General features: G+C 61.4%; 15 protein-coding genes and 1 pseudogene. 13 read left to right on the top strand and 3 right to left on the bottom strand.

The features are described from left to right. Window positions 1-392: 392 nt before the first annotated feature. Window positions 393-3,671, bottom strand: a complete 3,279-nt coding sequence (locus tag BV106_RS36150; protein ID WP_051946239.1) for a DEAD/DEAH box helicase — start codon at window positions 3,669-3,671, stop codon at window positions 393-395. 60 nt (window positions 3,672-3,731) lie between these two features. On the opposite strand from BV106_RS36150, the gene BV106_RS23525 reads away from it, so the two are divergent. From BV106_RS23525 to BV106_RS23475, 11 genes are all read left to right on the top strand, one after another. Beyond that, the gene (locus BV106_RS23525; RefSeq protein ID WP_029190507.1) at window positions 3,732-4,508 is read left to right on the top strand and encodes a ParA family protein; all 777 of its coding nucleotides are present in this window, start codon (window positions 3,732-3,734) and stop codon (window positions 4,506-4,508) included. A 159-nt stretch (window positions 4,509-4,667) separates the two neighbouring features. Next, window positions 4,668-5,201 (top strand): sigma-70 family RNA polymerase sigma factor, encoded by a 534-nt coding sequence (locus BV106_RS23520; protein WP_038168882.1) that lies wholly within the window; start codon window positions 4,668-4,670, stop codon window positions 5,199-5,201. After that, window positions 5,198-6,883 (top strand): LamG-like jellyroll fold domain-containing protein, encoded by a 1,686-nt coding sequence (locus BV106_RS23515; protein WP_051946238.1) that lies wholly within the window; start codon window positions 5,198-5,200, stop codon window positions 6,881-6,883. The genes BV106_RS23520 and BV106_RS23515 overlap by 4 nt, the downstream gene beginning before the upstream one ends. A gap of 759 nt (window positions 6,884-7,642) precedes the next feature. Continuing rightward, window positions 7,643-8,287, top strand: coding sequence for an NUDIX domain-containing protein (locus BV106_RS23510; protein ID WP_038168881.1), 645 nt, complete (start codon window positions 7,643-7,645; stop codon window positions 8,285-8,287). A 193-nt stretch (window positions 8,288-8,480) separates the two neighbouring features. After that, window positions 8,481-9,032, top strand: coding sequence for a sigma-70 family RNA polymerase sigma factor (locus BV106_RS23505; RefSeq protein ID WP_038168879.1), 552 nt, complete (start codon window positions 8,481-8,483; stop codon window positions 9,030-9,032). Window positions 9,033-9,038: 6 nt separating this feature from the next. Beyond that, window positions 9,039-10,748 carry a LamG-like jellyroll fold domain-containing protein gene (locus BV106_RS23500; RefSeq protein WP_038168877.1) on the top strand — a complete coding sequence of 570 codons (1,710 nt, stop codon included), beginning with the start codon at window positions 9,039-9,041 and terminating at the stop codon, window positions 10,746-10,748. Between the two features lie 42 nt (window positions 10,749-10,790). After that, window positions 10,791-13,694, top strand: coding sequence for a PSD1 and planctomycete cytochrome C domain-containing protein (locus tag BV106_RS23495; protein WP_265596010.1), 2,904 nt, complete (start codon window positions 10,791-10,793; stop codon window positions 13,692-13,694). Between the two features lie 60 nt (window positions 13,695-13,754). Continuing rightward, window positions 13,755-14,531, top strand: coding sequence for a sterol desaturase family protein (locus BV106_RS23490; protein WP_038168873.1), 777 nt, complete (start codon window positions 13,755-13,757; stop codon window positions 14,529-14,531). Between the two features lie 569 nt (window positions 14,532-15,100). Beyond that, window positions 15,101-16,159, top strand: coding sequence for a cellulase family glycosylhydrolase (locus tag BV106_RS23485; RefSeq protein ID WP_038168871.1), 1,059 nt, complete (start codon window positions 15,101-15,103; stop codon window positions 16,157-16,159). 107 nt (window positions 16,160-16,266) lie between these two features. Then, window positions 16,267-17,703, top strand: coding sequence for a DUF1501 domain-containing protein (locus BV106_RS23480; RefSeq protein ID WP_038168869.1), 1,437 nt, complete (start codon window positions 16,267-16,269; stop codon window positions 17,701-17,703). A 32-nt stretch (window positions 17,704-17,735) separates the two neighbouring features. Continuing rightward, window positions 17,736-17,981 carry a CDGSH iron-sulfur domain-containing protein gene (locus tag BV106_RS23475; protein ID WP_038168867.1) on the top strand — a complete coding sequence of 82 codons (246 nt, stop codon included), beginning with the start codon at window positions 17,736-17,738 and terminating at the stop codon, window positions 17,979-17,981. Window positions 17,982-17,993: 12 nt separating this feature from the next. Here BV106_RS23475 and BV106_RS23470 read toward each other — a convergent pair. Continuing rightward, window positions 17,994-18,958 (bottom strand): annotated as a pseudogene (locus BV106_RS23470) (crosslink repair DNA glycosylase YcaQ family protein). A gap of 223 nt (window positions 18,959-19,181) precedes the next feature. Here BV106_RS23470 and BV106_RS23465 point away from each other — a divergent pair. Then, a complete protein-coding gene (locus BV106_RS23465; RefSeq protein WP_038168865.1) occupies window positions 19,182-19,502 on the top strand; it encodes a hypothetical protein in 321 nt (106 codons plus the stop codon). Between the two features lie 29 nt (window positions 19,503-19,531). Here the strand turns inward: BV106_RS23465 and BV106_RS36145 are convergent, their stop codons facing one another. Further along, on the bottom strand, window positions 19,532-20,023 hold the full coding sequence (locus BV106_RS36145; RefSeq protein WP_051946237.1) for a cupin domain-containing protein: 492 nt from the start codon (window positions 20,021-20,023) through the stop codon (window positions 19,532-19,534). 101 nt (window positions 20,024-20,124) lie between these two features. Here BV106_RS36145 and BV106_RS23455 point away from each other — a divergent pair, with 101 nt between their 5' ends. After that, window positions 20,125-21,024: a LysR substrate-binding domain-containing protein gene (locus BV106_RS23455; RefSeq protein ID WP_265596009.1), complete on the top strand. Its 900-nt coding sequence runs from the start codon at window positions 20,125-20,127 to the stop codon at window positions 21,022-21,024. Window positions 21,025-21,101 lie beyond the last annotated feature (77 nt).

The raw sequence follows: 21,101 nt of genomic DNA, 5'->3' as shown, positions 1-21,101 counted from the left end.
CTAGTTATAAGCATTCCCCGCCGAAGGCCTCAAATGGCCTCTAAACACCCAATCTGCACTCAGTTCTGACAGTTTCCGGCTATAGTCGGCTATAGCCGATACTTGGCCAATTCGCAGGTCTGAGGCTCATCCAGGTCACTTTGTGAGGCAGTGTTCCACGTGCAACATTTGGTATAAACGCCTGATTTTGAGGCCTCGGGATTTCAAGGTTTTGACGCCGTCCGGCGCTGGGCTCACAAAGCTTCTGGCCGATTCGGACCGCCTCACGTGAAGACTGTTCTCAGAATCGCGCCAGCGACCCGTGGCAACCGGCGCAGACCGAGGCTGCGCCCGCAGTCTTGGTGAAACTGCGAGACGCAACACTGAGACAATCCATCACGATGCGGCTGGCATCAGGCGCCCATGAGCATCTCTTCCAGCTCCGAATCCGACACCCCGGCCATCACAGTCGGATCATCCTCCAAAGTCATGTCCATGATGGAACGCTTCTTCTCCTGGAGCTTGAGGATCTTCTCCTCCACGGTCCCTCTCGTGGCCAGACGGTACGCCGTCACCGGCCTGCCCTGACCGATACGGTGCGCCCGGTCAATAGCCTGGGCCTCAACGGCCGGATTCCACCAGGGATCCACCAGGAGCACATGGTCTGCCGCCGTCAGGTTGAGGCCGTAGCCGCCTGCCTTGAGGCTGATGAGGAAAAGCTTCCGTTCAGGGTCCGACTGGAACGCTGACACCTGACCACCACGGTCCTGAGTGCCGCCGTCCAGGTAGCTGTGAGCGATCTCCAAGCTCTGAACTTTATCACGCACCAAACGTAACATTCCAACGAACTGACTGAATATCAATGCTTTGCCTCCGCCGTCAATAATTTCTTGCAGCAATTCTTCCAGCATCGGCCATTTGCCGCCCGGTTGACCCTTGAAATGATCACCCAGCTTGAGGAGCCGGAGGTCGTTGCAAACTTGGCGGAGACGCAGGAGCACGGTGAACATGGTCATGCGCGCCGAGCCTTGACCAGTCCGCTTGCGAGCCGAGCGGATCTCCTCACGCCCTTCCTCCAGCAGGCGCTGGTACACCTCGTTCTGCTCCCGGGTGAGTTCACACCAGACCACCTTCTCGATCTTCTCCGGAAGATCCTTGGCCACCTCACGCTTGGTGCGCCGGAACAAGTACGGCCGAATGAGTCGGCGCAGGCGCTCCATGATGGCGCGCGACTGGGTGGTCCGCCCCTCTGCCTGACTGAGTGGTTTCACGAACCGGGACTGGAAATCCTCCAGCACCGGCAGGTACCGCGGCAGCATGAAGGCGAAGATGGACCAGAGATCCTTGATGGAGTTCTCCACCGGGGTGCCCGTAAGCGCAAATCTGGCCTCCGCCTTGAGCTGACAGAGCGCCTTGGCCGCGGCCGTATCAGGGTTGCGGATGTAGCTAGCTTCATCCAATACAACGACGGAAAATTTTAGGTTTACGTAATACTCCAAATCTCTGATAATCAGAGCATAAGATGTGAATACCACGTCGTAATCGGCAAGATTTCCCAGCTTCTCTTTGCGACCCACATCATGAGAAACGTGGGTCTTGAGCTCCGGCGTGAAGCGGGCCGCTTCCTCTGACCAGTTCGACAAAAGCGAGGTGGGACACACCACGAGGGCAGGCCCAACCGGCTCACCCCCCTGCCCTTTTCCTCCTGCTGCGTTAACCCGGGCGCGAATGATGCGAAGCAGGGCCAAGGTCTGCACCGTCTTACCCAAGCCCATCTCGTCCGCTAAGAGCCCTGCCGCCCCTGAACGGGTGTGTTGCTCAAGCCACTGAACACCCTCAAGCTGATAGGGTCGCAAGGTGTTTCCAAGATCTGTAAGTAACGCCTTAATCTCAGGAAGTTCCAACGCCCGCGCCTTCTGCGGCACCGCGGATTTGCCCGTAGGCAGGAAGTCACTGAGCACGCCGAGCTGGCGCGACCTGACCGCGATGGTCTGGCCACCCTGGCCAAAGCGCGACTCCACATCCTGGAGAGTCTCTTCCAATTCCTCGCAGCCCTCGATGTCCAGGAGGTAACGACGGCCATCTTGAGCACGAACATCCCGCTTGCCACTGCGAATGAGGCGAAGGACCTCCTGCCGGGCGATGCGGAAACCGTCGGCGGCCTCATAGGCCACTTCCAGGCTGAGCCAGTCCATGCCCGTGCCCTGACGAGAATCACCGGCGGACGAGTCGCGAGGATCCTCCTTGGTGCGCATCTGGGGGCGGATGGTCGCCAGACCGCGTGTGGCATTGCGCCAGCCGTCACCCTCATGGATCTCGAAGAGCGACTTCAGGCGCGGCAACTCGGTGGCCACGAAGCGCAACACTTCCGACTCGCCATTGATCGCCAGCACGCCCTGATGGTCCATGCGGAAGCCTGCCGACTCCAGTCGCTGCCAAGCCCCCTGTTCCCGCAGAAGATTCCGATGCCGGAACCGCAGCGGGTCACCTGAAGGATCTGGAATGGGATAGAGATCCGTCTCACGCCACTCCCGACCGAAGTCCACACCGAGCGTCACGGGGTGGCTCGCCTGAGGCACAGGATGAACCGTTAAGGATGCCTCCACGCGCCGCAATGAACCATCGAGTCGCAGCCCAAAGACAGGATCCGCCGGCACCACCCGCACCTTCGCGAGAGGCGCCGCCGGGCTTTCGACATCCAGAATTTCCCCGAGCGTTCCGAGGTTTGCCGCCACCCAACGGGGACTGCGCTCCACCTTCCGGCGCGTAAAAAGCTCGTCCAGAAACGGCCGCAAGTTACTCACATGAGGACCGTCGGGAAGCATAATCGTACCAGTGCCTGCATCGACCACCGTTGACACCGCTCCGACACTTTGCACGGTTAAAGCAGTGCTTAATACCTGAAAAACAATACTTTGTGATACATTAACACGCACAATTTCATCAGATAGATGCAAATCATTGATGATCAGTGCTTTCAGTGATGTTTGCACACCGCCTGAAGATTTAGCGCTCATTGCGGGCAGTCCGTTTTGGACTCGAGGATGCCCCTTCAACGTGATGAAGAGCTCTCCTAGATCTGCTGCAGGAAGTCGGAGCGGCATGGACTGACATTTTAGTCCTCGCGTGAAAAGCCATTGGGCGATTTCCAGCTCCTTGGTCTCGCCGCCAGGTTGGAAATCGAGGTACACCGGGACGGTTCCCCTTGGCAACTGACCGAGGTGGGACAGCGGGATGGAGACGGTGAATTTTCCCGCAGGGATCGTGTTAAGATCCAAGGCGATCTTCTGAACAGCATCGGCACTTTTCCCGGTCGCGGCATGAAAAGCAGGATTGGCCGAACCACCCGGACCCGGTCGACTCGATCCTGCGGCACCGGAACGAGCATCGCCGACCGACGAACTCGCAGAGGCGACTGGACCTCCGGTGATCGCTTGAAGCGCGACGGCCAGTCCGTGGGCGCAGATGAGCCCCCTCTGGGCATCACTGCAAGCACACCGACAGTCCACCGTCCGCGCATCCTTCACGGTCAGGGTGGCTTTGTATCGCCGGCCCCCCTGCCCTACCAGGCCCTGATAGACCTGGCCTTGATGGGTGGCTTCCGCCACGCCACCAGTCCGCACGTATTCCCTGGCAGACTTCATTGCCTGCCAGCCTCCGATTTCGCCGAGCCACTTTTCCGTCACCTGCATGGGGATTTATCTTGCTGTCATGCAGGTTTGTGATGATGGAATGCGCCCGTCAAGCTGCGTATGAGGATAGTTGCGATCGCGAACCAAAAGGGAGGTGTGGGAAAGACCACCACGTCTCTGAATTTGTCTGCCTGTTTGGCAGCAAGAGGGCTGCGCGTGCTGCTCATTGACCTTGACCCACAGGCCAATACAACCAGCGGTCTGGGGATCGCTCAAGAGGAAGGGGGCAGCTTGTACCCCTGTCTGGTGAGCGACGTGAATCCCACCCAGGTGATCCGCAGCACCCGTCTGCCGAATCTTTCCATCATCCGCTCCCACCAGGAACTGGCCGGGTGCGAAGTGGAGCTGGCCCAGACCGGCCATCACCTCACGCGTTTGCGGGATGTGATGAAGCCCCTGCGCTACAGCGGCCACTTTGACTACGCGATCATGGACTGCCCGCCCTCCCTGGGGGTGCTCATGACGGGCGCTCTCGCGGCGGCGGACGAACTGCTGGTGCCGATCCAGTGCGAGTACTTCGGCCTGGAAGGGCTTTCCAAAATCGTGCAGATCGTCCAGCAGATCCGCGAAAGCGGGGCCAACCCAGCCCTGGCGCTGGAGGGCATCGTGATGACGATGTTCGACTCCCGGATGAACCTCTCCCAGCAGGTGGTCTCCGATGTGCGGAACTACTTCTCCCAGGTGGTGTATGACACCATCATCCCGCGTACGATCCGTCTGGGTGAGGCCCCGAGCTTTGGCAAGTCGATCATCGAGTACGAACCAAACGGTCGCGGTGCCCAGGCCTACCTGTCCCTGGCCGAGGAGTTCCTCCGCCGACACGGGGATTCTCGGTGATTCGGTAAACCGGTAATTCAGTAATTCAATGGAGTGGTAAGCGTAGTCGTGGGTGTCAAGGCACCCGGACTTTACCGCTTACCTGTCGCCTTTTAACATTTACCTGAGGCTTCAGCACCTTTTGCGTCCAAAACGTGCCACTCGGTGCTATCCATCCTCATGGACCCAGCCTCAGATCCCCACCGCGCTCTGGTGCCGCTGTTGATGCGGCATGAGCGGCAGATCTTTGCATACATCTACACGCTGGTGCCGCACCGCCATGATGCGGAGGACATCCTGCAAGAGACCTGCCTGACCATTTACGACAAGTTCCAGGAGTTCACACCGGGCACGGATTTTCTGGCCTGGGCGATGCGCATCGCCTGGTGGAAGGTGCGTCAGGCCCGGCAGAAGTATGCGAGATCAAAAGTGGTCTTCAATGACGAGGTACTGGAGGCGGTGGCTCACACGGCGGAAAACATGCAGGAAGAAACGTCTGCCATGCAGATCTGCCTGGCCCAATGCCTGCAAAAGCTGAATGAAAGGGACCGGCGCATGATCCTGACCCGCTATGAGCGCGGCAGCGGCGTGGAGCGGGCGGCGATGGTGAGCGGTCGATCGCTCCAGGCGGCCTACAAGGCGCTCATGCGGATCAAGCAGGTGCTGCATGACTGTGTGACGAATTCCCTGTCGAAGGAGGAGGCCTTGTCATGAGCCACGAGGAAAGAGATCACAACCGCCTCTCTGACGAGGACACGGTCAAGCTGAACGCGTGGCTCCACGATCTGGAGGAGCATCAGCTCGCCGAGCCGGACCGGAAGGCGCTGGAGACCATGCTGCTGGGAAGCGAGCTCGCCCGCCGGTACCTGGTGCAACGGCTGGGCATGGGGGCGACGCTCTGCCGACTCGCGGACGAATCCCAGGAATCCGGCGATCAAGAAGGCGACTCTCCACAGGGATTGCGCGCGCACCTGAACGCGAGCGGCCTAGGGGCATCACGCACCCCAGGAGCTCTCAGAAGGGCCTGGCCCGCCTCCGCCAAACTGGCTCTCGCAGCCTCGCTGGTGCTTTGCGCCTGCACGTTGGGTCTGCTCTTTCTCACTCCTCGACTCCACCGGGGTGATGGTCCGTTGGCCCAGGCCGAGGTGACTGATGAAGGCTGCGCAGTGCTCGTGGATGTGGTGGGCGCACAGTGGGCCAGCGACGGCGGCGCCTGGCAGGTAGGCATGTCCGTGCCAGCCGGGAAGGTCAAGCTGCAGAGTGGCCTAGCGCGATTGGAATTCTACAGCGGCGCTTCGGTGACGCTGGAGGGCAACAGCGAATTGGAGATCGTCTCCGTGAACGAGGCCAAGTGCCGGTTCGGCCAGATGCGGGTGCATGTACCGCCCCACGCTCGCGGGTTCAAGCTGATGACGCCAGATGCCAAGGTGGTGGACTTGGGGACTGAGTTTGGCCTCAAGGTGAGTGACTCTGGCAAGTCGGACGTGCATGTCTTCGACGGTGAGGTGGAGGTGTACCCCGGAGCTGGCGATGACAAGCTGAACCTCAAGACTGGGGCCCGCTGGAACGCAGAGGATGGTGCAGGGATCACAGGTGCGGACACCCAGGCCTTCGCGGATATCGCCTCGCTGCATGCGCAGTCTCAGGATGCGGACGAACGTCGCAAGCTGGAATGGCGTGTGGGCCTCCAGAAGTTTCTGGAAGATCCCCGCCTGCTCGTGGGCTACACCTTTGAGCCGCTCAATGCGTGGGATCGCACCCTGCGGAACCAGCAGCCCGATGCACCCGAGTTTACCAACGGCTCCGTCGTGGGAGCTCAATGGACCCAAGGGCGCTGGCGGGGCAAGCAGGCGCTAGACTTCAAATCACCCGGCGACCGGGTGCGACTGGCTGTGGCGGGCGAGTACGACGCCATTACGCTGGCAGCCTGGGTGCAGGTGGGCGGGGTGGACCGGAACTTCAACAGCCTCTTCCTCACGGATACCTGGACGCGGGGCAATCCCCACTGGCAGATCATCCGGTCCGGCGCGGTGGCTCTGGGCGTGCACTTGGAGAAAGGCGGCAGCCAACATGTGCTGAATTCCCCGGTGCTCTTTGGCCCGGAAAATCTGGGCCTCTGGTTCCATGTGGCCTCGACATTCGACAGACGCACCGGACTGATGCGCCACTTCGTGAATGGCCGGCAAGTCAGTGAATTGAAGGAAGCCAAAGTGGATCCTGAAACTCGCATCCGGATCGGCAGCGGCGAGCTGGGCAACTGGGGCCTTCCAGAAGGCAACAAGCCCCGAACCGAGGTGCGCAGCTTCAACGGCCGGATGGACGAGTTTTTGATGTTCAAGGAAGCTCTGAGCGCGAAGGAGATCGAGCGGATCTTTGAGATCGGGAAGCCGAATTGAAGACACCAGACGTCAGACCTGAAGATTTGTAGCGCAGATGGTTAATCTGCCGTGCCGCCGATGGTTAATCGGCAGGGTGGCTCTGCGACGGAACGGAGTTAACACGACAGGAGCAGAGCAGTGCGTGTCCCGACTTTTGGAGTAAGTTCGCACCGGGGTTGGAGTTCTGTCCCGCATGCGGGACCAATGCCATCAGGGAAAAAGTGGCGAGGCAGATGACGTCCCTTTTGAGAAGGATCTGAGGGCTAAAAGCCAGGCGTGATGGCAGCCTTGGGCAATGCCCAAGGTTGGCGTTGGTTTTAGATGTTGAGGACTGTAGACCCGGGGTCATTGAGGGATGCTCGTCGTGGGCAGGCTTGATGAGGCCGGGCCTTCAGCCCTCAAGGGTTAATGGGTCATCGATTCCTCGGGCGTTGCCCGAGGCTGGTATTACGCCGGACCTTCGGCCCTTCTGAGGTGGCATTTCCACCACCGGTGTGGCGGATGCGCCATCGCGCCATGTCTTCGCCCTCGGGCCGCCAACCCGGCAAGACTGTCCGTCTCCCTGATGGCATTGGGCCCGCATGCGGGACGGTACTCCAACCCTGCTGCGAAACGGTGGTTGTCACTTGGTGACTTCAGTCAAGGAGTAGTCCAAGGGGCCGGCAGGAGAGTGGAGATCGCGTAGCGCAGATTGGGCCATCTCAGCTACTTTGGCCACTGCCCACTGAATTTGAATTCCCCTTGCTCCCTGCCCCGGGTCCGCGTAGGAACGGGCCCATGTCCGCGCCTGCCTCCTCCCCCGCTGCTACGCCCGCCACTGTCGAACACGTCCTCGTGATCCCCCGCGCGCTGTTCGATGAACTGGGTGCATTCCAGGGCTTTCAGCCGGAGGTGGACCGCTACCTTGAGGCCATCCTGGCTCCGGGGGCGAACTTCTTCCTTCCCCGCCCCGCCGCGGAACTGGACCCCACTCACAAGCAAATCATCCCGTACGCGATCTTCCACCATCAGGGCAAGTACCTCATTTACACCCGGGGCGGCAAGTCGGGTGAAAAACGCCTCGTAGCAAAGCGCAGCATCGGCATCGGCGGCCACATCAACCCGCATGACGAACGCGAAGACTCCCTGGCCAAGACGACCTACCTCAACGGCGTGGAGCGCGAGATTGAAGAAGAACTGGTGCTCACGGGCACTCACACCCAGCAGGTCATCGGCCTGATCAATGACGACTCCAATGAGGTCGGCCAGGTCCACCTCGGCGTGGTGCACCTCTTTGATCTGGAGAGCGATCAAGTGACCTCCAACGAAGACGCCATCCAGGACCTGCAGTTCCTCAGTCTGGACGAGCTGGTCGCGGTGATTGAGAATCTCGAGACCTGGTCGGCCATCTGTGTGCGCCATCTGATGGAGCGCAAGGCGTAGCGAAAGGTTCAAAATTCAAACCTCAAGGAGGTCTTGAGGTTCCGGGTTCAAAGCGATGCGTGGGATGGACTCCCTGACGCGTGTCTCTCCGATGCTTGGAAGTTCGGGGCTACCTTGATCGTTCGTATTTGAGGTTTGAAGTTTAGATCTCCGTCCAATTCCCGCACCCGCTGCGGTAACCCTGCAACTGCGCATGTCCTCTGACGCCTCCGCCGCCCCTGCCCCGCCCGAACACTACGAGACGTTCGTTCGCCTTTTTGTGCACCACGAGGGGCGGTTGCGGGGCTTCCTGCGGACGCTTGTTCGCGATTGGGATGACGTGGACGAGGTGATGCAGGAGACCAGTCTCGTGGCTTGGCGGAAGTTCTCGCAGTTCGATCCAGACACGAATTTCATGGCTTGGGCAGCGGCGATTGCCCGGTTTGAGGCGCTGAAGCACCTGCGGAAACAGTCCCGGGACCGGCTGGTCTTCAACGACGACATCCTGGATCTGCTGGCCGAGGAGAGTCTGGAGGAAGTGGACTCCCTGGAGCGCCACCGCTCTGCTCTGGGCAAGTGCCTGGAGAAGCTCGATTCCCGCCAGAAGGAGCTCCTGCAACTGGCCTACCAGCCGGGGGTGAAGTTCCACGAGGTGGCCGCGCAGGCGGGCAAAAGCGCCCAGGCTTTCTACAAAACCATCCAGCGCATGCGGGCAGCCCTGCTGCAATGCGCGGAGAAACAGATGCAGGCGGAGGCTGCGACCTGATCCACCATGGCGACCTCTGAAAACAGCAACAGCAACAACGGCACCGGTGGAGGGTGCAACCCCGGGAAACTCCCCGAGGCCAGCCGCCTCATCGGTGAATGGCTCAGCGGCAGCATCACTCCGGCTGATTTTGACCTCTTGCAGACGATGCTTCGCGATTGCAGCGAAGTACGGCGGATGCTGCGGGAGGAGGTGAACCTGGAACAGGTGCTGCGGGAGAACGCCAGCGTCACGGCCGACCTCAAGGCATGGAGTCCGGAAGGCCTGCCAGATCATGATGGCGAAGGCGAAGCGGCGGTCATGCCCTTCCCGGGTCAGGACGCGAAGTCTCGCAGCAAGAAGTACTGGATCTCCTGGGCCGCGGCCGCGTCACTGGCCGTGCTGCTCTCTGCCGGCACCTTCCTCTGGGGTGGTCGCCACGCGCTGAGCAAGGATCTGGTGCAGGAGGAGACGAATCGCGGCTGTGCGATCCTCACCCATGTGGTGAATGCAGAATGGCTGGATGACGACAACAGCCGCCGCACCGGGGACACGGTGAACTCTGGCATGCTGAAACTGGCCTGCGGCTTTGCCCAAGTGGAATTCTTCAGCGGAGCCACGCTCCTCATGGAGGGCGATGCGGAGTTGGAAATCGTCTCCCCGTGGGAGGCGATCTGCCACTCTGGAAAAGTGCGCGTGCGCGTACCTCCGCCGGCTCGCGGCTTTCTGCTCCATGCCCCGGGCATGAAGCTCGTGGATCTGGGCACGGAGTTTGGCGTGCAAGTGAATCCGGAAGACCTGAGCTCCGAAGTGCACGTCTTCGAAGGCGAGGTGGAAGCCCACCCCAACAATCAAGAACTGATCAGCCTGAAAGAGGGCATGGGCCTCTACAAGGAAGGCAACAAGGTCGCCCCGCTGCCCGGCGTACGCCCGGATGACTTCATGGGCCTGGAGCGCCTGGACGCGATCACCGCCACGCGCGCCAAGGCGCGGTATGATGCTTGGGCTACGTGGAAGAAGGACATGTGCGGCGATGAACGTCTGGTGGTCTATTTCCCCTTCGAGCGCCAGGGCAAGTGGCAGCGCATGATCGGCAACGGCTGCAACCCGTGCAATCCTGACCGCAATGGCGGCGTGGTGGGAGCCCGCTGGACCCAGGGCCGCTGGCCCATGAAGGATGCTTTGGAGTTCAAGCGTCCCGGGGATCGGGTGCGGCTCCGCATCGATGGCGAATATGAGGCGCTCACGCTCACCTGCTGGGTGAAGGTGGACGGGCTGGACCGCAAGTTCAACGCCCTACTGCTGACCGACGGCTATGATGCTGGCGAGCCCCACTGGCAGATCACCCAGGACGGGAAGATGATGTTCTCCATCGCCTACCCGGACGACGAGCACCCCGAGGTGAAGCGCAACCAGGTGCACTACTCGCCGGTCGTGTTCAACCGCTCCAACATCGGCCGCTGGCACCAGCTCGCGGTCACCTACGACAACTGCAGCGGTGAGGCCATCCAGTTTGTAGATGGCAAGGAGGTGAGCCGGGAGGTTTCCCCGCTCTACCAGCCCGGGCGCAAGATCGTTTATGGTGCCTGTGAACTGGGCAACTGGGGCCTGCCCCTCCAGGATCACCAGTTCCCCGTGCGTAACCTCAATGGTTGCATGGACGAGTTTGCCATCTACCAGATTGCGCTCGCCGGAGATGAACTGAAGAAGATCTACGAAGCCTCCAAGCCGGAGTAGGCAGGTGCCTTCATTTTGGATTTCTGACAGGGTGATTTAGGGTTGATTATTTCCTCGATGCGGGCTCACAAGCACTTCTGGGCGCTGATGACGGCGGCGACAGTCTCCGCCGGAGGCGCATCGCTAGCGGCAGAACCGGAGGCAGAAAAACACTTTGTGCTGAAGGTGCTTCCGCTCTTCAAGGAGAAGTGCCTCGCCTGCCATGGTGATGACCCCAAGAAGTTCAAGGGTGGGTTCGACATGCGGACGCCGGAGCGGTTCTTCTCCGGTGGCGACAGCGAGAAGAACCCCGTCGTGCCCGGGAAGCCGGACGAGAGCGTGCTCTACATCGCGGTGACACGCACCGATTCCAGCCTGGCCATGCCACCCAAGGAGAACGACAAGCTCTCTGAGGCGCAGGTGGAGGTCATCAAGCGCTGGATTCTGGAGGGCGGCCTCTGGCCGGATGCCAAAAGGATCGTGGAAATCACCGAGGATCACGCCCGCGCACCTAAGTCTGCCGTGACCGGTGAGGCAGGCATGAAGGTCCCCACCAGCGGCGGTCTGTCCCATGACTGGACAAACCGGCTCTACAAGACAGAGGACCTGTGGGCATACGCGCCACTTCGCGCAGGAGGGAAAGACGAACCCCAAGAGAACGGAAATCCCATTGATCGCCTCATCGGTGCCAAGATGAAGGAACTCGGGGTGGAAGCGGGACCTCTGGCGGACCGGAGGACGCTGATCCGCAGGGCGACGTTTGACCTCACCGGACTGCCACCGACACCGCAGGAGGTGGCGCAATACCTGGCAGACCCTGCCTCCGAGGAGGAGGCATTTGCCAAACTCGTGGATCGGCTTCTGGCCAGCCCCCACTACGGGGAGCACTGGGCACGTCACTGGCTGGACGTGGTGCGCTATGCGGACTCGTCGGGCTTTGCCAACGACTACGAACGTGGCAACACCTGGCGGTATCGTGACTACGTCATCCGGGCGTTCAACGAGGACAAACCGTATGACCAGTTCATCCGGGAGCAAATCGCTGGCGATGAACTCCCACCAGACCGGACCAAGACACCTGAATCAGAGAGACTCATCGCCACCGGATTCCTGCGCATGGGCCCCTGGGAGCTGACCGGCATGGAGGTGCCCAAGGTGGCGCGTCAACGCTTCCTGGATGACGTGACGGACATCGTGGGGCAGGCCTTCCTGGGGCACACCCTGCAATGCGCGAGGTGCCATGACCACAAGTTCGATCCGGTGCCCACGCAGGACTACTACGCCATGCAGGCCTGCTTTGCCACCACCCAGCTCTCTGAGCGGGAGGCCCCCTTCCTTCCGGCGGAGAACACCAGCGGGTTTGAGGAAATCAAATATCTGGAGATGCGCCGGGCAGAGCATCTGGCCAGTCTGCGCCGTCTCGATGAAGTCTCGCTCAAGGCGGCCGAAGCCTGGTTCAAGGAAAAAAACCTGGAGCGCAGTGCCTGGGATGCCACCCTGGCGAAGATCCGGACCCGCCAGCCGGGAGCGAAGGCAAACGCCCGCAGGGAGTTTGTCGGCCTCTTCGACGCCGCCCGCAATGCCTTGCAGCAACAAGGCGTGCCGGAGGCTGAATATCCGCCGAAGAACTTCGGATTCAGCGTGGAGGACTACGGTCATGAACGCATTGCCCGGAAAGGGCTGGAACGCCTGCGCTGGGAGATGGAGCGGTACGCTCCCTATGCCTTCGCCGTCTATGCCGGCAGGACGCCCGCATTGAAGTCTGTGAATGCCCCGCTGCGGGTGCCGGCGGCCCGGCTGGAGGATGGCGAACTTGAGAACACCGCGATCTTGGCAGGTGGAGATCCCTTCTCGCCCAAGACGCCAGTGAAACCCGGTACGCTGAGTGCCCTGGGAGGACGCAGCGCCGTCATTCCAGAAGCCATTGAAGGGCGGCGACTGGCGCTGGCGGATTGGATCGCCTCCGCAGACAATCCCCTCACGACCCGCAGCATCGTGAACCGCCTCTGGCAGTGGCACTTTGGTCGCCCTATCGCGGGGAATCCCAACAACTTCGGTGCCACCGGGAAGAAACCGACGCATCCCGAACTTCTGGACTGGCTGGCGAATCGCCTCGTGAAAGAAGGATGGTCGATCAAAGCGATGCATCGCGTGATCATGATGAGTGGGGCCTACCGACGCAGTGCCGGGCATCCGAATCCTGAGATGCTCAAAGAGCGGGACCCTCATGGCGTGAGCTACGCTGCCTTCCAGCCGCGGCGGCTAACCGCCGAGGAGGTTCGGGACGCCATGCTGCTCGCATCTGGAGAGCTGAATCCCACGCTCGGCGGCATCCCTGCGAGGCCAGAGATCAATCTGGAGGCCGCGCTGCAGCCGCGACAGGTGATGGGCACCTTCGCCCCAGCCTGGCAGCCGAATCCCCTGCCCGCCCAGCGGCATCGTCGCTCCATCTATGTGCTCAAGCTGCACGGTTTGCGGGACCCCTTCATGGAGGTGTTCAACGAGCCCACGCCGGAGTTCTCCTGTGAAGGCAGGGATGCCTCCAATGTCACGCCGCAGGTGTTCAGCCTCTTCAACAGTGCCGCCACGTTTGATCGCGCCCTGCAACTGGCGCGTCGAGTTCACCAGAACGGAGTGACGGAGGCCGAGGCCATCACGGCGCTCTTTCTGCATACCTGTGGTCGCCCTCCCACCGAGCTGGAGCAGCAGAAATGTCTGGGCCACTGGGAGACCATGACCCGGCAGCATGAGGGGCTGACTCTGCCCAGACAGACGCTCCCCACTGAGGTGGTTCGAGAGGCGGTGGAAGAAAACACCGGGGAGAAGTTCACCTTCACCGAGCGGCTGCATGTCTCTGCGGACTACCAGCCCGACCTCGTCCCTGGCGAGATGACTGCAAAGATGCGCGGGCTTGCAGAAGTGGCCTTGGTGCTCTTTAATTCCAACGAATTCGCGTTCGTGTATTAAGAGGGGGGCTTCGCTGAGGTGGGGCCAAATCAGAGCGCCGGTTCCCCATTCTCCGTTGCCATGAAGACCCCGCATGACTTTTTCAAGGCCATCACTGGCATCGCCATGGAGAACGGGATTCGTTATCTCCTTTTCGCCGGCTTCGCCTGGCTCTTGGCGTATGTGCTGTTCCGGCGGCGCTGGTTTCACCGCAAGATCATTGCCCGCCTTCCCACTTCGGCAGATGTGCGCCGTGAGATGGGTTACTCGTTGCTGACGGTGCTCATCTACGGCATCGTGGGCACGCTCACCATCTGGATGGCCAAGCAGGGGTGGACGCACATGTACGGCCGTATCCCCAAGTTTGGGTGGGGCTGGTTCGTGGCCAGCATCTTCTGCATCATCATCCTGCACGACGCCTACTTCTACTGGACGCACCGGCTCATGCATCATCGGCGGCTCTACCGCTGGTTTCACCGGGTGCACCACCAGTCCAACAATCCCTCGCCCTGGGCCGCATACTCCTTTGGCCCGCTGGAGGCCACCATCCAGGTGGGCATCTTCCCGCTCTCGGTGCTGGTGATGCCCGTGCATCCCCTCGCCTTTTTCATCTTTCTGGTATGGCAGATTGCCTTCAATGTCGCTGGGCACACCGGGTTTGAGTTCTATCCCCGCTGGTGGCTGGATACGTGGTTTGGCCGGTTCATGAACACCCCGACGAATCATGTCATGCACCATGAGTACTACCGCGGGAACTATGGGTTGTATTTCAACGTCTGGGACCGCCTCATGGGGACGAACCACGAGAAGTACGAGGAGCGGTTCAAGGAAGTGACAGGCCGCAGCCGGGCAGCCTGAGGAGAAGCGACCAACCTCGCGCGTTTTGGGATAGTTGCCAAGGAACCGACTCTGGCTCAACACTCATTAGGTCCCCTCAGAGCATTTGGGCCTGAAAGGCCCGCAGGGCCCAGCCCAGGGGCAAAGGCCACGAAGTGGACGGAGACCCTGGGTACCTCCAATGAGGATGATCAGGTGGGAAGGCCGACAGCATCCGCTATCGGCCCACCGCTATCAACACCTCCACGTCGGTTGGACCTGATGTCATGCGCTGACGGACGTTCGCGGCAAGATGCCGCAAACAGCACGCAGGATGCGTGCGCTCCAGGACTTCTCAGGCACAGGACATTTGAGGCCTGTGTTTCTTTCTCGAAGAGGATGCGGCTACAAGCCCAACATAGACTCACTTCCAGGGAGTCTACGTTGGGTATGGTGTGTAAGAAACTGCTCCTCCGCAAGAGTTGCGGCGGCCTGACGACGGCGTTCGCCTGTCTCCAACTTGGGGATGCATTTCAGGACGTGTCGATCACCACACTCATTCTTTCCTTCGACATTCCTTGGGCCTTTTGTATTCGTCCCACCACCCACGCATGTCCACGCCGTCCCCCACCCGTCGCGACTTTCTTGCCCTTTCTGGAACCTCTCTCCTGGGATTGGCGGGCTGCGACGGCCCGGCCGCCCCGGCCTTCACTCCAAAGACCAGCTTGGGCATCGCGGGGCCGCAGTTCACGCTCAATGGCAAGCCCGCCTTCCTGCTTGGCTGTAGCTACTACGCAGCACTGGGAGCTCCGGACAGCACCTGGAAGTCGGACCTTGATGAATTGCAACGCCTCGGGTTCAATTGGATCCGGATGTGGGCCACGTGGGCATCGTTCGACAACGACATCTCCGCCGTGCATCCCAAGACGGGCAAAGCTCGGCAGCCGTATCTGGATCGGCTGAAAGCGCTCCTGACCGACTGCGACGCCCGGGGCATGGCCGTGGACGTGAGCCTCTCCCGGGGCAACAGCGTGACTGGACCCGCCAAGCTGCAGAAACACGAGGCGCATGGGGAAGCAGTTCGCACGCTGGTGAGTGAACTCAAAGACTGGAAGAACTGGTACCTGGACCTCAGTAACGAACGCAACCTGACTGATAAGCGTTTCTGTAGCTACGATGAGCTGGAGGCATTGGCGAGAATTTCACGATCCATCGACCCGGACCGACTGCTCACCGCCTCGTTTGCTGGCGACTTCTCCCCAGACGATCTCCAGGCCTATTCCCAACAGGTGAAGGTGGACTTCCTCAGTCCGCATCGCCCTCGTGGCGCCAACTCCCCTGCCGAGACCGAAGCGCGGACAAAGGAATGGCGGGCCGCGACGCTCAAGCTTGGGAAAGAGCTGCCAGTGATGCATCAGGAGCCGTTCCGCCGGGGCTACGGATTCTCCCCGGAGGTGAATGACTTCCTCACTGATCTGCACGGCGCCGTGCGGGCAGGTGCGGGCGGATGGTGCTTTCACCAAGGGGACGTCCGCAAGGCCCCGGATGGCCGCCCCCGACGGTCCTTCGATCTGCGGGACGGACCGCTCTTCAGCCAGTTGGACGAAGTGGAGAAACAAGCCATCACCCAAATGGCCACCACGGTCAAAACCGCCCAAGGAACGCCCTAGGCGCTGATACCGGGGGCGGAAATCCACGGCTTTATCCATTTCCTGTCCAGATTGGCTCAGCGGCGTCGTTTCCCTCGTGTCCTGACGCCGCCCCGCTGGTATCTGCCATGTCCACCCCGCCCACTCCCTTCTCCTGCGCCGGTCACCGGGCAGTCTGGGCCCCAACGCGTCGGGAGTTTGTCTACAGCCTTGGGGCGAGCATTGGCAGCGTGGCCCTGACGCAGGCTCTTGCGGGAGAAACCTCCGCGGCGACACCGCTCGCGCCCAAAGCAGCCCATGTGCCCGCCCGGGCGAAACGCTGCATCTTTCTGATGATGGAGGGCGGCCCGTCCCACATCGACACCTTCGATCCCAAGCCCGCGCTCAAGCGGCTGCATTTGAAGGAATTCGTGCGCAACGATGTGCAGCAGTCGGCCATGTCCGGCGGGAAAAGATACTACGTACAGAGCCCGTTCGGCTTCGCCAAGTACGGCGAGAGCGGTGCCGACATGTGCGACCAGTGGGAGCACCTGCGACATCACGCAGACGACTTGTGCTTCTACCGCGGCTGTCAAGTTGACTCCGTGAACCACCCGACGGCCATGTACCAGATGAACACGGGCAACCGCTTTGGCGGTGATCCGGGCATCGGCGGCTGGGTGACGTATGGCCTGGGCTCGGTGAACCAGGACCTACCCGGGTTCATCGTGCTGCCGGAGGTTTCCTATCCTCAGGGTGGCTCGGCCAACTGGAGCAACGGTTATCTGCCAGCCAGCTTCCAAGGCACGCCCTTGCGCGCCCGCGGTTCCCCCATTCTGGATCTCCAGCCCGCACCGGGCATCACGGCAGAGCATCAACGCGCCAATCTGGATCTGCTGGAGTCGATGAACCAGCGGCATCAGGCGGAACATCCCTGGCACGATGACCTGGCCGCCCGCATGGAGAACTACGAGTTGGCGTTTCGCATGCAGATGCACGTGCCGGGCGTGCTGGACATCAGCAAGGAGAATGCGCAGACACAGGACATGTACGGAATCGGCAGTGGTCCCACGGACGCCTTTGGCCGCAAGTGTCTCCTGGCCCGCAAGCTGGTGGAGCAAGGGGTGCGCTTTGTGCAAGTGTATGCCGGCACTTGGGATTCCCATGACTACATCGAGCGGGCGCATGGCAATCTGATCCGGGCCGTGGACCGTCCCATCGCGGGCCTGCTGGCAGACCTGAAACAGCGGGGCCTGCTGGAGGATACCCTGGTGGTGTGGTGCGGCGAGTTCGGCCGCAGCCCGGACAACGGCGTTCGCGGCGGCACCGCGTATGGACGCGATCACAACCCCAAGGCCATGACCGTCTGGATGGCGGGCGGCGGGGTGCGGGCCGGGCACACGATCGGAGCCACGGACGAAACCGGAGCCCAGGCTGTGGATTGTGTGCACCATGTGCGTGACCTTCACGTGACGCTGCTGCGGCTCCTGGGGCTGGACGACAACAAGCTCACCTACTTCCACGCGGGACGGTTCAAGCAGCTTTCGCAGTTCGGAGGCAGCGTCATCAAGGAACTCATAGCCTAGACGCTTCTCCCATTTTGAGGTAAGCTGGGTTCGTGGAAGTACCCCGCATCTGTGACACCAAGCCCTGCACCGTCGAGCTGGAGCCCGGCGTGCATTGGTGGTGCTCCTGCGGCCTCTCCGGTCACCAGCCCTTCTGCGATGGCAGTCACAAGGGGACCGGCCTGCCTCCCAAGAAGATCGTGGTGGACAAGCCCACGTTGGTGAACCTGTGCAACTGCAAGCGCACCAAAAACCCGCCTTACTGCGATGGATCGCATGCGGATCTCGCGGGCGGGTAGCTGCTCACCTGCCTACGAGGTTTTCAGTCCGAGAAACTTCGCCAGCTCTTTGACGGCTCCCGAAGCTTTGTGGCCACGACGAACGGTGCGGTTCATCACCTCCAGCCGGCGCTCCTGCCTGTTGGCTTTCGGGTCCACATGCCCGGCGATCTCCAAATTGGACAGCAGTGGCAGGGCGTAATACCCTCGTACCCGCTTCACGGCGGGCGTGTACACCTCCCAGGTGTAGTCAAAGTCCAGAGCTGCCGCGTCACCTTCCGGTCATAGATCAGGGGATCCAGCGGAGCGAGCAAAGTGGGAAGGCGATCCCCTTCGTCCAGGCTTTCGAGGATGGGTAAATCCTCCCGCAGGCAATACCAGAGCGGGCCATCCTCCACCTTGATGGGTTGCACCAGATCTTCCACGACTGGCACTTCCTGCTTGGTGAGCGTCACGAGCCGCCGTTGCCGGAGCTTCTGCAGGACAGACCAGCGCCTGATCGCCACCGCATCCGGCTCGGACTGGCTCAGGACTGACGACGGGATGACCCGTTCTGTAAGGTCATAGAGGCGACGGATACCCTCGCGCCGGGCGATCATGACGCGACCATGGAAGAAGAGCTTCTGCAGAGTGGCCTTGGCCAGCGTGGCCTGGCTGCCCCAGCCGTGGTGGGAGCGTTGATCATCGTCAACATCGTCGGAGGCAAGAGCACCCCGCTCCGCCATCTCGGCGAGGATCCTCTCGGCCAGCTTGGATTCACGATCATCCAGTTTCCCGGACCAAGTGCTGTCCGTACCCGTGCGATGACGCATGGTCGCCAGCAGATACGGCCAGGCTTCCAGCGGCAGGGCCACGAGGATGTGGCTATGGGGCAGATGATGCTCGAACGCCAGCCTTTCTTCAGACGGCAGCGGAGCTTTCTCAGAACCGTGAAGGAAGCGAAAGAGATCCCCCTCCCGGTAGCCCTGCACGCGGTTGCGTAGGATGAGATCCTGCATGCGGCCACAGACATTGATGGGGTCGATCTGGACGAAGCCGTGATGCCGCAGGGCTGTCGCCACATCGGGCACCATGGCGCCGAGCAGTACGGCCCTGCAGTGGAAGCGACGGGCGTTTGAGAGGGAGAGCGAGAGGGGCGCAGTCACGGCAGATAGGGAGTGTTCATTATACCACCTACGCCCACCCTTGCAAGGCGGACCAAGCCGATGAAACTTTCCGCGAATGACCGAGGCTCAGCTCATCCAGAACTATGTGCGCGTTCGCGTGACACCCGCCCGCATCATGATCGAGGTCAAAGTGGAGGAGCCGCAGGATGAGGATGGCGACGCCCCCTTCTCCCGCTGGTCATTGGCTGCAGCCCTGCCCAAGCTCTCCCTGGCCACGGCCGTGGAGCGGGCCCGGATGATGGCCGTGGCTGATCGACGCTACTTCCGCACCTGTGACGGATGCGGAGACCGCCTGCCCGTGGCCCAGATCATCAGCCGTGAAGACGGCACGGAGCATTGCCAAGATTGTGCCGAGGAAGCTGGCAGGGACGACTAGCGTCAGCCGCCTGCCTATCGCAGGGGTCCCTACTGCACATAGTGAATGCCGTGCCGTGCTGAGACGGCCACGACTTGCTCCATGTCCGGAGCTTCGGCACCAGCGCAGACGTCTGCCAGCTCAGCAAAGAAGTCCTCAAATCCAGCGGGTGCGGTGTGCACCAGCATCCGGGAAGGGGCGTCTCCCAGATTCTTGAAGGTGTGCACTACGCCGCGAGGCAGGTAGGCGGAACCGCCGGGGCCGACTTCCGTCCAAGTCCCGCCGCTGAAGAAGCCCACCTTGCCCTCGATCACATGGAACCACTCGTCTTCGTTGTCGTGGACATGGGGAGGCGGCCCGCCACTAGGCGCGGTGATGACGGTGAACATGGAGTACTGACCGTCCGTATCGGCCCCCGTCAGGTGAAGCTGCACCTCATCTCCCAGCGCACGCAGCGTGCGGCGGGAACGAGTACGGATGACGGCGGAGGTCGCGGGTAGAGGGGGGCTCAGATGCATGGTGGAGTCGCTGTTGGATGTCATGGTGGATCAAGTTGTGACACCTCCATTGTCCCAGCGGATCTCGATGGAGAAAAATACCGTTTTGCGTTGGTGCATCATGCCTTTTGGGTATGATGGCGACCATGGAACTGCGTCACCTGAGGTACTTCGTGGCCGTGGCAGAGGAGCTCAATATCACCCGGGCAGCGGAGCGGTTGCACGTTTCCCAACCTCCGCTGAGCCGGCAGATCCGTGATCTCGAAGAGGAACTGGGCGTGGTGCTGCTGGAGCGCAGTCCCCAGCGCGTGGTGCTCACTCCCAAGGGGGCGGTCTTCCTCAAGGATGCCCGGGCCGTCTTAAAGCTGGCCGATGAGGCGGTGCAACGCGTCCAGTCTGAACCCGGCGGAATGAAGGGCGACCTGCGCATCGGCTACTCGCCCAATCCCACCATCGAACTCCTGCCCAAGGCCCTGAAGGCCTTCCGCAAGACCACTCCCGGAGTTCGTACGCTTCTGCATGATGCCGCCTCAGATGAACTGTTGGCGGCCTTGTTGGCAGGCACGATGGATGTTCTGCTGGGGGTGGACCCGGTGCTCAAACCGGACAGCGGGGCGACGTTTGAGCACCTCTTCGACCTGCCTCTGGGCGTCTTTGTCCCCCTGCATTCTCCCCTAGCCTCGCGACGCCAGATCTCTCTGAAAGAGGCGCTCCAGCAACCGCTGGTGCGCTTCGCCCGGAGGGGCTACCCCGACTATCACCACTGGCTCTCCGGCGTGGTGCGTCAGACGGGTATCCGGCCCAAGGTGGCGATCGATGTGGACGGAGCGACCAGCATGTTGACCGCCGTAGAGTCCGGACTGGGAATGGCCTTTGCTCCCAAGGTGGCCGCAGCCCAAGGGCGCGGCCGGGTGAAGTACCTGCCCATTGGCCCCGAGCCCTGCACCATCCCTGTAGGGTTCGCGGTGCGCAAAGGCAAACTCAGCGGAGCTCTGGCGGCCTTTGTCGAAGTGCTCCAACGGTTCGCGGAGAAACCGAAGGAGTGATTGCTGCTGCGAGAGCGGCAAAGTAGTCCAGCACTTTAGTGCGTCAGTCATGCGACTCCGCCGTCGAATACCGAGCT

It is taken from the genome of Verrucomicrobium sp. BvORR106 (assembly GCF_000739655.1).
Taxonomy (GTDB): Bacteria; Verrucomicrobiota; Verrucomicrobiia; order Verrucomicrobiales; family Verrucomicrobiaceae; genus Verrucomicrobium.
This window is presented reverse-complemented; position numbering and strand designations above follow the sequence as displayed.